Below are 13,279 nucleotides of genomic sequence, written 5' to 3' on the forward strand. Positions count from 1 at the left end.
GGCGTGGCCACGGCCCACCGGCTGCTGTCCCGCCACCCCGGGGCGAGTCTGCTGCTGGTGGAGAAGGCCGCCGCGCTGGGCACCCATCAGACCGGGCACAACAGCGGCGTCATCCACTCCGGCATCTACTACGCGCCGGGCAGCCTGAAGGCGCGGCTGTGCCGGGAAGGGGCGCGGCGCACCAAGGAATTCGCGGCGGCACATGGCATTCCGTTCCAGGTGTGCGGAAAACTGCTGGTGGCGACCGATTCCGCCGAGCATGCCCGAATGCTGGCGCTGTACGAGCGGTCGGCCACCAATGGCGTGGACGTGGAACTGCTCGACGCCGCCGAACTGCGGCGGCGCGAGCCCCGGGTGACCGGGGTGGGCGCGCTGTTCGTCCCCGATACCGGGATCATCGACTACGCCCGGGTGACGGCCGCGCTGGCGGCGCAGGTGCGGGCCGCGGGCGGCACCGTGATACTCGGGGCGGAGATCACCGCCATCGACGAAACCGGCGACGCGGTCACCGTTTCCGGCCCGGCCGGACGTTGGCGGGCCCGGCGGCTGGTGGTGTGCGCGGGTCTGCAGGCCGATCGGCTGGCGCGGCTGGCGGGCCTGCGGACCCAGCTGCGCATCGTGCCGTTCCGGGGCGAGTACTACCAGCTGCCGCCGGCCCGCAAAGATCTGGTGCGCACCCTCATCTATCCCATCCCGGACCCCGAATTGCCCTTCCTGGGTGTGCATTTGAGCCCCACCATCGACGGTGACCTGACCGTCGGGCCGAACGCGGTATTGGGTCTGGCCCGCGAGGGCTACCGCAAGGGCAGCGTCGATCTGCGTGATGTGCGGGAGATCCTGGGATTCCGGGGTTTTCACCGGGTGGCGGCGGCCAATGTGCGGACCGGCGTTCGGGAGCTGCGCAATTCGCTGTTCAAGCGCGGCTACCTGGCCGAATGTCGGCGCTACTGCCCGGAGCTCACGCTCGACGACCTGCTGCCGCGCGAGGCGGGCATCCGGGCGCAGGCAGTGCTGCGCGACGGCACGCTCGTCCACGATTTCCTGCTCGAGAAAACGGATCGGTCGGTTCACGTCCTGAACGCCCCCTCACCCGCCGCGACATCGGCGCTGCCCATCGCGGCTCACATCGTCAATGAATTGGACGGTTGATCACATATCGGGAATGCGGCAAAGGCTCGGTAACCCTGACAATAAAGAGGACGGATGTAGTACTTTTAACCGCAGCCGTGGGACAGGGAGCACCTATGGGCCATATCAAACTCGCGAGCGACGTCGGAGCGCCCGTGGAGGTCGCGTTCAGATACACGGACAACCATCAGTTCGTGCCGGACTGGGCCTTCGCCGTCGCCGCCTTCGAACCCGTCGGGGAGACCGACCACGGTGCGGGGGCGACCTTCGCGTGCACCCTCCGGGTGGGCCCGTGGCATCCGACGGTCGAGTGTGAGATCACCGAGTACCGCCGCAACGCGGTCATCGAGTACACACTCCGCAGGCGCCGACCGGGGAAGGCGGCGCCTGCGGACTCCCCGCTCGCGGTGGTCAGCCTGCGATTCGATCCGCTGGGCTACGGTCGTTCGGTGATCACCTCCGAGGCGGAGTATTTCAAACCGCCAGGTCTTCTAGGCCGCCTGTGCTCACGAATGCTGCATCCGGCCGTACAATCGGCGGTGCGACGGACCGAATCGCAATTGCGAAGGGAGATAGAGGGATTCCACGGAACGGATCTTGTCGGCCGGATTGCGTAGGGTGCCAAGCATGATCATCGTGAGCACCGACGGATCGTGCCTGCGTAACCCGGGTGGCGCCATCGGGTGGGCCTGGGTCAATCACGCGGGCGGATCGGCCAGTGGCGGAGCTCCCACCGGCACCAATCAGATCGCCGAGCTACGCGCGCTACTCGAGGCGGTACGCGCCCATCACGGATCCGAACCCCTGCTCATCGAGAGCGATTCCCTCTACGCCATCAAATGCGCCTCGGAGTGGATCAACGGCTGGCGACGCAATGGCTGGCGCACCTCCAACGGTGGCGCGGTCAAGAATGTCGAACTCATCCGCCTGATCGACGAGGCCATCTCCACTCGCCCCGGGCCCGTGCGCTTCCGCTGGGTACGCGGACATGTGGGCAACTACTTCAACGAACAGGCCGACACGCTGGCGGGACAGGCCGCGCGCAAGGTGGCCGCGGGCGCGCTGCCCGATCCGGACCTGCCCGAACCGGACCTCACCGAACCCGCCGCGGCGGAGCCCGCGACACCGCCCCACACCCGAGCCGCCGACGCCACCCCGCCGACCACGCCGATTCCGGTGGTGCCCGCCCATGCGGCGACCACGGCCGCGACCGTAGCCGATCCGGCCGCATTGCAGGACACCATTCCCGCCCCGCCGCCGATGCGTCGCCGGTCGGCCACCGCGGCACCCGACCCGGACGCCCTGACGCTGTTCTGAGGCGACCGCCCCCGAACGACAGACGCCCCACCCGCCTGGTTGCGAGTGGGGCGTCCGCTATCGGGTGTGGGGTCAGTTACCGGGCGCCGGGGTCTCGGCGTCGGGGGCGGGCTGCTCGGGTTCGGTCTGGCCGGGCTGCGGGCCGGTGGGGGCGACCGGGTTCAGGCCCTTGAGCGTGGGGGAGTCGAAGTTGGCCACCAGCCACTTGCCGTCCTTCTTCTCCATCTCCGCCACACCGGGCACGGTCAGCATGTCCGGCTGCGGCACCACCGAATTGGAGCGGACCTGGGTGATGATCAGCACGATGGACGCCTTGTTCTCGTCGCCGGACTCGTAGGCGCAGTGGATCTCGTCCAGGGTGGAGCGGGCGTTGACGCTCTTCATGGCCGTTTCGAGGGTGTCGGCCGCACCGCTGAAGAACTGGCCCCACTGTCCGGTGGAGCGCGACTTCACATTGTCGAAGTAGTCGCCCAGATTCGCGGCGTCATAGCTGGAGACCGCCTTGCCGAATTCGCAAGCGGCCGCGGTGGCCTCGTCGCGGGCGGCGAGTTCGTTCTCGTGCGTGCGGTTCTGCAGGAAGAACCACACGCCGGTGGCGATGGCGGCGACCAGCAGCACACCCGCGGTGAACGCGGCGATGAGCGGTAGCGATCCACCACCCGAGCCCCCTCCGGTGGCGGCGGGGCGCTGCGGCTCCCGCGGCGGGGGTGGCGGGGTCGGCTGGGCGCTCTTCGAGGTCGAGACCTTCGCTGCCGGGACCTTGGCTTCGGTGGCCTTGGCTTCGGTGGCCTTGGCTTCGGGGGCCTTGGCTTCGGGGGCCTTCGGCTCGGCCGCATCGGCCTTCTTGCTCAGGTCCGGCGTCGATTCCGCGGTGGCGTCGGCGGCCTCGATCTTCTCCGTAGCAGCAGTGTCGGCGCTGCCCACGGCATCGGCCCCGGCCGTCGAATCGTCTTCTTCGGTTGTCTTGTTCTGGGCAGCGTCATCCGACATGGAAATTGCTCTCACTTTTCCCGGTGCGCTGCGGACGCACCGTCTAGGTTCTGCTCGGCGAGTAAGCCCGGCCCGGTGACCCACACCACCGTACCGGGATGCTCGCGCTCACTTCACGGGCGGCAGGGTGCGCTCGTTCAGGTCGACATCCGTGGGCGGATTGGCGCCGTTGTTCGGCACATCCGGCCGCGGCGCGTTGGCCGAACCGCGAATCTGCTGATCCGCCGGAGGGTTGAGGCAGGTGCCCGTCCACCGAGGGAAGGTGTTGTCGGTGGCGACCTCGGGCCGCACCGTCTTGGCCGGGTACTGGCAGTACGGGCGCGGCCAGATATCCACGATGGTGTAGAACTCGCCGTCGTGCGCGGGTACGCCCATGGCCGAGGTGCCCACCACGAGCGACGGGAACAGCGCCCGCAACGCGGGGACCCGCAACTGCGCGGCCTTGGTGATGGCCGCGAAGTTCTGGGCCAGGCTGGTCATCGGATCGGCGGTCTTGTCGAGCACCGCGCCGAGGGTCTCCATCTGGCCCGGCGCCTGCTCCAGGATCCGCTGGAGTTCGGCGTTGGCGTCGTTGAACTGCTGGAACAGCACACCCGAATTCGCGGTCAGCGTACCCAGATCCGGCTGGGCCAGCGAGGTGGTGTCGGCGATGGTGCGCAGGTTCGTAATGAGATTGGTGGTCTGCGGCAACAGGCCGTCCAGCCCGGCGGCGGCCAGGCTGATGCCGTTGATCATGGCGCGCAACTGGTCCTGGCCGCCGGACAAGGCGATGTCCAACTCGTTGAGGATCACACTGAACTTGTCCGGATCGACCTGGGCGATCAGCTCGCTGGAGTTGTCCAGCACCGCCCATACCGGCGTGGGGGTCCGCACGGCCTCCGGATCGAAGGCCACCACCGAACCGTCGCGCAGGTACGGGCCCTGGTCGGTGTTCGGCCGGAAGTCGATGTACTGCTCACCGGCGCCCGAGAGCGCCTGGACGGCGATCCGGGTATCGGAGGAGATCTTGTATTTGGTGTCGATCTCCGCGATGGCGGCGATGCCCGCGCCATTGTCGACCAGCGAGATCTCGGCGACCTTGCCGACGCGGTAGCCGCGCAGGGTCACGTCGTTGCCCGGTTGCAGACCGCCGGAACGGTCCAGGTTGACCGTCACCCGGTAGGTATCGCGCAGCGGATTCACCCGCATGACGCTCACCGCCAGGTAGGACGCACCCACCAGCAGAATGAGCACCAGCGCGGCGTTCGACACCAGATTCTTGTGCGCCTTCACCCAGCTCATCGGTGGCCCCCCGAGATCCGGCCCTGGACGATCTGCAACACCTGGATGAGGCTGCCCGCGAAATCGCTGAAGTCCTTCAGGTCCGGGAACTTGCTGTTGGCCGGATCGGTGAGCAGGCCGATGTCGAGCATGGTCAGGGTGGCGGCCACGGCGAGGGTGTTGCCCTTGAAGGACGCGTCGGCCATGGGACGGATCTCGCGCAGGGCGTCGAGCGCCGGGCCGAGATTCGGTTCCGTCTGCGCCAGTGCGTCCATGAGCTGCTGCACGTTGTCGAGCAGGCTGGCCAGTTCGGCGGAGGTGGTGTTGGCGTAGTCGCCCAGGGCCGCACTGGTTGTCGAGACCTTGGTGAGCAGTTCGCCGAGGGCCTGGTTGTTCTCGGCGATGGCGCCGATCATGTTCGGCAGGCTGTCGGCCACCTGGCCCAGTTCGTTGTGATTGGCCTCGAGGGTGGTGGCCAGCGCGCTGAATCCCGCGAGGGTCTGGTCCACCCGGGCGCTGTTGTCGTTGAGGCTGGCGGTGATGCCGGTCATCTGGGTGATGAGGTGGGCCAGCTGCGGACCTCGCCCGCCCACAATGGATTCCAGCTCGTTGGTGATCTTGGTCAGGCTGGCGATGCCGCCGCCGTTGAACAGCAGCGAGACCGACAGCAGCAGTTCCTCGACCGTCGCGCCCGCGGAGGTCTGCTCGCGGCTGAGGGTGTCGCCGTCCTCCAGGACCTGCTGCCCCGGTTCGTCCTTGGGCTTGGACACCGCCACGAAGACATCGCCGAGCGGGGTGGCCTGGCGGAGTTCGGCGGTGCTGTTGGCCGGGAGTTCGATATCGGTGCGGATCGCCAGATCCACATGCGCTTCGAAATTCTTGGTCTCGATCTTGGTGACCACGCCGACGTCGGAGCCGCCGATCTTGACCTTGGCCTGGTCCGGCAGGTTCAGCGCATTCTCGAAAACGGCGTGGATCGTGTACGTATCTCGCCCCGCACCGGGTTTCGGCAGCGGCAGGTTCTCGACCGTGACACCGCAGCCGGAGACCGCCAGCGTCGAGACGGTCGCGGCCAGTGCGACCACGCCGCGGCGAATCCGCTTGGTGCGCCGGGCGTCCCGGCTCAGTCGGTTGCTCATCGTGTCAGTCCCAACATTGCCGCGGTGAGCCCGAGATCGGGTCCGAAATCTTCAATCTTGCCGGTGCGGCAGCCGTCTGCCCGCATCTGGATGCGCTCGCAGAACAGGCTGACGATCTCACCGGAGAGCGCGGTGCCGAGCACGGCGTGCAGGCGGATGAACCGGCCCTGACGGTTGACCGAGCGGTCCAGGTTCTGCATGAGCAGCGGTGCCACGTCCACGATCTCGACCACACCGGCCGCGTTGTCGCGCAGCTGCTGGGTGACATTGGTGAGACCGGTGAGCGTGCCGTTGAGTTCGTTCTGGTACTCCGCGAACGCACCGCTGGTATTGGCCAGGAAGGCATTGAGCTGATCCAGCGTGGCCTGCAGGCCGGGCGCCTGCTCGGCCAGCAGCGTGGACATCTGCGTCATCTTGTCGCTGAAATCCCGGACCGCCTGGTCGTTCTCGGCCAGCATGGTGGTCAGCTCATTGAGCTTGATGATGATGCTGGAGACCGCGTCCTTGTTGTCCACACCCACCTTCAGCGCACCGGAGAGGGCGTTGAGGGTGTCGCGCATCTTCTCGCCCTGGCCGTTGAGCATCGGGTAGAGCACCCGACCGGACAGCGGGCCGATGCCCTCCTGCCCCTCCTGCGGTTTGAGCGCCTCGGCGAAGGCGTCGATGGTCTTGATCATCTGGTCCAGCTCGACCGGCGTCCGGGTCTGCTGGGTGGTCAGGTGCGCGTCCTCGGGCAGGGTCTCACCGCCGGTGTACACCGGGGTCAGCTCGATGTGCCGGTCGGTGACGATGGAGGGCGAGATGAGCGCCGCCGTCACGTCCTTCGGGATCTTGATGCCCTTGTCCACGGTCATGTGGACCTCGACGTACTCACCCTTGGGCACGATCTTGTCGACCTTGCCGACCTCGAGGCCGAGCACGGTGATCGGGTTGCCCTCGAACATGCCCGCGATATTGAGGAAGTCGGCGGTGAAGTGCTGGGTCTGTCCGACGGCGTCCTTCACCCCGATGGGCACGACGGAGCAGCTGCCGACGGCCAGGGCCGCCGCGCCGATCATGACGGCCTTGGCGATTCGCGTGAACTTGGTCATTACTGGCACCCCTCTGCCACATGCGCGAAGCACAGCCAGTTGTCCGGGAACAGCCACGGCAGACCGACCTCGCCGTAATTGCCGTTGCCGAACACATTGTTGAACTGCCGAACCGACGGCGGCATGATCGACAGCAGCCGGTCCAGGTTGTCCTTGTTCTTCTGCAGACCCTCGGCCATGGTGTTGAGCTGCTGGAGTGTCGGGCCGAACTGGTTGTCGTTCTGCGCGCCGATCTCCTGCAGCTGGCGGCTGAGGGTGGCGATGTTGTCCAGCAGCGAGCGCAGCAGGCCCTGGCGCTCCATCACCCGATTGGCGATGGCCTCACCCTGGGTGATCACCAGCAGCACGCTGTTGCGGTTGTCGGCCAGAATCCTGGTGACCTTGTCCAGATCCTTCAGCAGCTGGTCGACGTCGTTCTTGCGGTCGTTCATGGTCTTGGCCAGCGCACCGACCGCGTCCAGGGCCTGCACCGTGAGCTGCGGGGTGTCGCCGAGCTGCTGGTTGATCAGGTTCAGCGATTCGGCCAGTTTCTGGGTGTCGAGGGCCGCGAACTTGGGCGTGCCCTCCTGCACCACGTCGGCCAGGTTGTAGGGGACATCGGTGTTGTTCACGGGAATCCGGTCGCCCGGCAGTCCGGAGCCGTCGCCCGGATCGAGGTCGATGTAGCGCGCGCCCAGCAGGGTGGCCATCTTGATGGCCGCCCGCGCATCGGGCCCGAGCTTCACGTCATCGCTGATCTGGAGGGTGATCAGCACGTGGTCACCCTCGAGTTCCATACCGGCCACCCGGCCGACCGGAACGCCGGAGACGTCCACCTTGTCGCCGACCTTCACACCGGCGGTCTGGGCGAACTCGGCCTCGATGGACTGCTCACCCACGCCGATCAGGCGATAGGCATTGGAGGCCAGCAGCAGCGCCACGATGACCAGCGCACCGATCAGGCCGAGCCAGAAGTTGCGATTGCTGTGGAAGCGGTTCTTGATTGTCTCGATCATGGCCGGCACACCGCCGAGTGGGAGTTGCCGCCGATCTGGTTGAACAGACCGCGCGGGAAGAGCACGCCGTACAGGGACACGTCCAGGGAGCACACGTACGCGTTGGCGTAGGTGCCGTTCTGGGTGAACTTGCCGACATTGGCCAGGATGGCGGGCAGGTCGATCGCGGCCTGATCCAACTTCGCGCCATTGGCGAGCAGCAGGGTCAGGGCGTCGCGGGTGGAACTCTGCGCCACCGCCAGTTTCGGCTGGATCACGCCGAGCATGTTCACCAGCGCGCCGGTGGCGTCGGCGATCTGCACCGTGGACGCCTGCAGCGACTGACCCTGCGCGTACAGCCCGCCGATCAGCGCCCGGGTCTGGGCGACCAGGGTCTCCAGTTCGCCGCCGCGCCGGGCCAGGCCGGACATCACGCCGGACAGGTTCGTGATCACGTCCGACAGGATGGCGTCGCGGCGCTGGAAGTCGGTGGCCAGGGCCGCGGCCTGGGTGATGAAGGCGCTCAACGAGACTCCGTCACCCTGCAGCGCCAGGATGAAGGTCTCCGACAGGTTGTTCACCTGCTCCGGGGACAGCACCTGGAACAGCGGTTGGAACCCGTTGAGCAGGCCCGAGATGTCGAAGGACGGTTCGGTGCGCTCGATCGGGATGGACCCGTTGTTCTTCAGTTCCGAGGTGTCGCCGCCCTGTCCCGGGGCCAGCGCGATGTAGCGCTGGCCGATCAGGTTCTGGTAGCGCACCAGTGCCTTGGTGTTGTTGAACAGCGACTGGTCGCGCTGCACGATGAAGCTCACCCGGGCGTTGTTGTCGGAATCCAGTTCGATCGCCTCGACCTTGCCGACCCGCACGCCCGCCATGCGCACGTCGTCCCCTTCCCGCAGCCCGAGGACATCGGAGAAGGTGGCGTTGTAGGTGTTGGTGGAGCCCTCCACGGTGCGCGCGAGGGTGTTCCAGATGACCGTGGTCACCAGGATCGCGACGACCGCGAAGAGACTGAACCCGATCAGCGGTTTGCGAATGCTCATCGGCCGCCTCCGGTTTCGGTCACTTGCAAGGTTCCACCCCTCAGGATCGAGCTCAACAACAGGTACTCGGCGATGGTCGGCTTGCGACCCAGCAGGGCCACGATCGCGTCGTCACCGGCGTAGGAGATCGGCCCGGCCGCGGCCGGCGTGGTCTGCGGCTGCGCGGCGGGATCCGGGGCCGGGGCGGGCGCGGGGGCCGGAGCTGCTCCGAACAGGTTCGGGAACAGCCCTTCCAGCGGAGTACCGCTGAGCGGGTTGCCCGGCTGCGCACCCGGTGCGCCCGGTGCGCCCGGCTCGGTGGTCTCGGCGGTGGTCAGTCCCGGAATGCCGGGGAAGCCCTCCGGCAGCTGCACCGGCGGCAGCCCGGCCGCCGACTCCAGGGCCCTGGGCCGCAACGACTCCGGCAGCTCGCCCGGACTCGACTCCGCCGGCGCGGTGGCGCAACTGGGCGCGGCCAGCTCGCCGTAGCGCGGGCAGTCGGCCTGGGTGTAGGGCTTGTACGGCGTGAAGGTGAGGCCCATATTCCACACCATCTGCCGCTGCGGACCCCAGTGGAAGGTGCTGGCCAGCGCGCGCACCGAGTTGTTCAGGTTCTCGATGGCCTGCGGAATGGCGCCGGGATCGTCGGACATCGCGCCGAACAGCGCACTGGTGCCGACGGTGACCTCCTTGCCCACATCGGGGTTGCGGGCGAACAGGTCGTTGACCTTGTCGACGGTGCCGCCCGTGCCCGTGATGAGCGCGGCCAGTTCGCTGCGCCGGTCGGAGATGGTCTGCGCGGTCTGCACCGAGTCCGCCAGCACGTTCATGAGTTCGGGCGCCGACTGGTTCAGTGCCCGGAACGACTGCGAGAAGTCGTCCAGCATGACGCCGAGGTCCGGAATGGACTCGTCCACCGCCAGCAGCCAGCGGTCCACCCGCTCGACGGTGGAGCCGGGCACGCGCCCGCTGCCGTCCAGGGCGTAGGACAGGGTGCCCAGCACGCGGCCGAACTGGATCGGATCGATCTTGCTGAGGATGTCGCGCACCGTAGTGAGGGTGTCCTGCAGCGCGATGGTGCCCTTGGAGCGGTCCTCCGGGATCTCCGAACCCTCCTTCAGGTGCGCATTGGCGGGATCGGGTCCGTTGTAGACCAATTCGACCGAGGTCACGGCGAACAGGTTGGAGGGCACCACCCGGGCGGTCACATTGGCCGGGATGCCGGAGACGTACTCCGGCTTCATCTCGATGTGCACCTTCTGCAGCTCGCCCTTGGCGGCCACCGACACCTCGTCGACCACGCCGACCAGCACACCGCGGAACTTCACGTCGGCGTTCTGCGGCAGGCCGTCACCGGTGGTGGTGAGATTGGCCGTGACATTGACCTTCTCGACGAAATAGCCCTGATAGCGCGCCATCAGAAAGCCCAGGATCAAGGCGAAGACGGCCAGCCCGCAGATGCCCGCGACGAGCAGCTGGCGCATGGTCGGTCCACGCCCACTCGGATCGATGATCATGCTCGCCCCCTATCCCGAGATCCGGATGCCGGGGTCGACGCCCCAGATGGCCAATGTCATGAACAGGTCGGCGAACACCACCGCGATGATGCAGAGCTTGATCGCGCGACCGGCCGCCACGCCCACGCCCTCGGGGCCGCCGGAGGCGAAGAAGCCGTAGTAGCACTGGATGAAGGTGGTGATGGCGACGAACAGGATCGCCTTCAGCATCGAATACAGCACGTCCTGCGGTACCAGGAACTGATAGAAGTAGTGCTGGAACGTGCCCGCGGCCGTGCCGCCGATCAGCTGCACGGTGATCGAGCAGGAGATGTAGGCCACCGGCAGCGCCAGGCAGTATAGCGGCACGATGGCGATCATGGCCGCGATCATGCGGGTGCTCACCAGATACGGCAGCGGCCGGATGGCGACCGACTCCAGCGCGTCGATCTCCTCGGAGATGCGCATGGCGCCCAGTTGTGCGGTGAAGCGGCAGCCCGCCTGGGCCGCGAAGGCCAGCGCCGCCAGCAGCGGCCCCAGTTCGCGGGTGGTGGCGAAGGCGGAGATCGCGCCCGTGATCGGGCTCAGGCCCAGCAGGTTCAGGGAGGTGTGCCCCTGGATGCCGACGGTCATACCGCCGAAGGCCGACAGGATGATCACCACGCCGATGGTGCCGCCGCCCACGACGAGATTGCCGTTGCCCCAGGTGACGTCGGACAGCAGCCGCCAAACCTCCTTGGGGTACTGCTTGAAGGCCAACGGGATGGAGGCGAGCGAGCGCAGGAAGAAGAAGACCTGGTGGCCCACCCGCGCGATGAAGTCGACCGGAGCCCGCCCGGTGCTCCTGATCTTCTGGAACGGCCGCAGCAGCGGCGGAACATACGTTGCTGACACGACTCAGACCATCTGTGGGGGGAAGAGGGTGTTGTAGACCTGGGTGAGGATCAGGTTCACGCCGAAGAGCATCACCGCGGACATGACGACCGCGGTGTTGACCGAGTTCGCGACACCGCCCGGGCCGCCCCGGGTGTTCAGGCCGGTATCGCAGGCGATGATAGCCGCGAGCAGGCCGAAGATGAGCGACTTGAGCAGCGCGACAAGCAGATCCAGGGTCACCGCGAAGGACGAGAAGGTGCCGACGTAGGAACCCGGCGTACCGCCCTGGGCGAAGATGTTGAACACGTAGCCGGTGAGGAAGCCGACGAAGACCACGAAACCGCACAGCAGCACCGACACCAGCATGGCCGCGCCCAGGCGCGGGGCGACCAGGCGGCGCATGGGGTCGACGCCCATCACCTTCATGGCGTCGATCTCCTCGCGGATGGTGCGCGAACCGAGATCGGCGGTGATGGCCGAGCCGACCGCTCCCGCGATCATGAGCGAGGTGACCAGTGGCGCGCCCTGTTGAATGATGCCGAGGCCGTTGGCCGCGCCGATGAACGAGGTGGCGCCGACCTGTCCGGCGACCGAACCGACCTGGATCGACACGATGACGCCGATGGGAATGGCGACCAGCAGGGTGGGTGCCGCGGCGACATTGGCCATGAAGGCGCACTGCCGGACGAACTCACCGAACGGAAAACGCTTGCGGAAGATGGCGATGAAGAGTTCGGCGACGGCCGAGACCCCCATGGCCATCATGCGGCCGCCGGTCTCCAGAGACCGTTTCGGATGGTCTTCCCAGTACCTCTTGGTCCAGTCAACCGCTGTGTTCAGACGTGATTCCGTTGATGACCCCGCCCCGCCCGGACTCTTGGTCAACTGCACCACTGGCTACCCCTCTCGACGCCGGTGACCTGCCTCCGGCGACTGTTGCTTGACGCACCTTACTACGGAGTTAGGAAAAACACATCACGCCCTTGTGCTGTCCGTCATAGAGCCGGATCACTTTCCGCAAACTGATGTGAACAGCGACAACATGGTTGGGAAATATCACAAAGAACCAGGCAGGCGTCTAGAACTCGTTCTAGTTCTTGAACAATCGTTCACCGATCTCAGCACAATCACAACCCCCGCCCCATTAATTAAGTGGAAATAATTTATCCGAAATCCACCCAGGGTGCGTAATGATTCCGCGAGTTGGTGTCGAGTCGGCAACATCCGACCGGTCCGCAGCGATGAGTCAGGACACGGCTACGCAACATGTGGCAGTACAAGGGGCGATCGGGGACGAATACTGACAGGATGTGCTGACACCGTTGACAGATCGGCATCCGACGTCTGGAGGGACATGATCAGGAAACTCGCCAAGGTGGCCCAGGCCGCCTTCGCCGTCGCCATGAGCGCGGCGCTGCTCGGGTCGGGAGCCGGGACCGCACTAGCAGATCCCGCACCCCCCGTGTTGGGCGGCGGCTCCGGAATCGTCATCGACAACGAGTACGAATGCACCCTCACGACGATCGGGCACGACGCCGCCGGCCGACTGGTCGGACTGACCGCCGGACACTGCGGTGACCCGGGCGCGCAGGTGTACGCGGAGGCGGCCCGCGGCTACGGCGTGATCGGGAAGTTCGTGTACTCCAATCACGCGCTCGACTACGCCGTCATCGAATTCCAGCCCGGTCGGGTCATCCCGGTCAACCGGATCGGGAACGTGACCATCACCGGTCTCGGCGCACCGCCGCAGTTCCCGATGATCGTCTGCAAGGAAGGCCGGACCACCGGCAACACCTGCGGTGTCACCTGGGGCGACGTCTTCGCCACCAACTACGAGACGTGGACCCAGATGTGCGTGGTCGAGGGCGATTCCGGCGCGCCCGTCGTGGTGGGCAGCACCCTCGTGGGCATGGTGAACGCCTACCTGGCCATCGCCTGCTTCGGCCCCGAGGTGGGCACCAATATGGACGCCATCATGGCGGA

12 protein-coding genes and 1 pseudogene are annotated in these 13,279 nt (G+C 66.7%); 4 read left to right on the top strand and 9 right to left on the bottom strand.

Annotation, left to right across the window (positions count from 1 at the left end):
* From lhgO to QK444_RS20145, 3 genes and pseudogenes are all read left to right on the top strand, one after another.
* A partial coding sequence (lhgO, locus tag QK444_RS20135) for an L-2-hydroxyglutarate oxidase (RefSeq protein WP_282782550.1) occupies nucleotides 1–1,149 on the top strand: 1,149 nt, incomplete at its 5' end.
* Nucleotides 1,146–1,745: an SRPBCC family protein gene (locus QK444_RS20140; RefSeq protein ID WP_282782552.1), complete on the top strand. Its 600-nt coding sequence runs from the start codon at nucleotides 1,146–1,148 to the stop codon at nucleotides 1,743–1,745. The genes lhgO and QK444_RS20140, both read left to right, overlap by 4 nt.
* A gap of 10 nt (nucleotides 1,746–1,755) precedes the next feature.
* Nucleotides 1,756–2,190, top strand: a pseudogene (locus QK444_RS20145) (ribonuclease H); the annotation flags it as partial.
* Nucleotides 2,191–2,517: 327 nt separating this feature from the next.
* On the opposite strand, the gene QK444_RS20150 reads toward QK444_RS20145, so the two are convergent.
* The 9 genes from QK444_RS20150 to QK444_RS20190 all read right to left on the bottom strand — a co-directional run bounded on the left by QK444_RS20150 (nucleotide 2,518) and on the right by QK444_RS20190 (nucleotide 12,136).
* The gene (locus tag QK444_RS20150) at nucleotides 2,518–3,435 is read right to left on the bottom strand and encodes a hypothetical protein (protein WP_282782554.1); all 918 of its coding nucleotides are present in this window, start codon (nucleotides 3,433–3,435) and stop codon (nucleotides 2,518–2,520) included.
* Nucleotides 3,436–3,543: 108 nt separating this feature from the next.
* Entirely contained in the window at nucleotides 3,544–4,716 is a 1,173-nt protein-coding gene (locus QK444_RS20155) for an MlaD family protein (RefSeq protein WP_282782556.1), read from the bottom strand.
* A complete protein-coding gene (locus QK444_RS20160; RefSeq protein ID WP_282782558.1) occupies nucleotides 4,713–5,834 on the bottom strand; it encodes an MCE family protein in 1,122 nt (373 codons plus the stop codon). Before QK444_RS20160 ends, QK444_RS20155 begins: the two co-directional genes overlap by 4 nt.
* On the bottom strand, nucleotides 5,831–6,925 hold the full coding sequence (locus QK444_RS20165) for an MlaD family protein (protein ID WP_039808039.1): 1,095 nt from the start codon (nucleotides 6,923–6,925) through the stop codon (nucleotides 5,831–5,833). Before QK444_RS20165 ends, QK444_RS20160 begins: the two co-directional genes overlap by 4 nt.
* On the bottom strand, nucleotides 6,925–7,920 hold the full coding sequence (locus QK444_RS20170) for an MCE family protein (protein WP_282782561.1): 996 nt from the start codon (nucleotides 7,918–7,920) through the stop codon (nucleotides 6,925–6,927). Before QK444_RS20170 ends, QK444_RS20165 begins: the two co-directional genes overlap by 1 nt.
* The gene (locus tag QK444_RS20175) at nucleotides 7,917–8,945 is read right to left on the bottom strand and encodes an MCE family protein (protein WP_282782563.1); all 1,029 of its coding nucleotides are present in this window, start codon (nucleotides 8,943–8,945) and stop codon (nucleotides 7,917–7,919) included. The genes QK444_RS20170 and QK444_RS20175 overlap by 4 nt, the downstream gene beginning before the upstream one ends.
* A complete protein-coding gene (locus tag QK444_RS20180) occupies nucleotides 8,942–10,441 on the bottom strand; it encodes an MCE family protein (RefSeq protein WP_282782565.1) in 1,500 nt (499 codons plus the stop codon). Before QK444_RS20180 ends, QK444_RS20175 begins: the two co-directional genes overlap by 4 nt.
* Nucleotides 10,442–10,450: 9 nt before the next feature.
* The gene (locus QK444_RS20185) at nucleotides 10,451–11,314 is read right to left on the bottom strand and encodes an ABC transporter permease (protein WP_029932436.1); all 864 of its coding nucleotides are present in this window, start codon (nucleotides 11,312–11,314) and stop codon (nucleotides 10,451–10,453) included.
* A gap of 3 nt (nucleotides 11,315–11,317) precedes the next feature.
* Nucleotides 11,318–12,136: an ABC transporter permease gene (locus QK444_RS20190; protein ID WP_282782570.1), complete on the bottom strand. Its 819-nt coding sequence runs from the start codon at nucleotides 12,134–12,136 to the stop codon at nucleotides 11,318–11,320.
* Nucleotides 12,137–12,650: 514 nt separating this feature from the next.
* Here QK444_RS20190 and QK444_RS20195 point away from each other — a divergent pair.
* A partial coding sequence (locus tag QK444_RS20195) for a S1 family peptidase (protein ID WP_282782568.1) occupies nucleotides 12,651–13,279 on the top strand: 629 nt, incomplete at its 3' end.

Origin of the sequence: Nocardia sp. CC201C, assembly GCF_030010695.1 — a bacterium.
GTDB classification, from domain to species: Bacteria; Actinomycetota; Actinomycetes; order Mycobacteriales; family Mycobacteriaceae; genus Nocardia; species Nocardia otitidiscaviarum.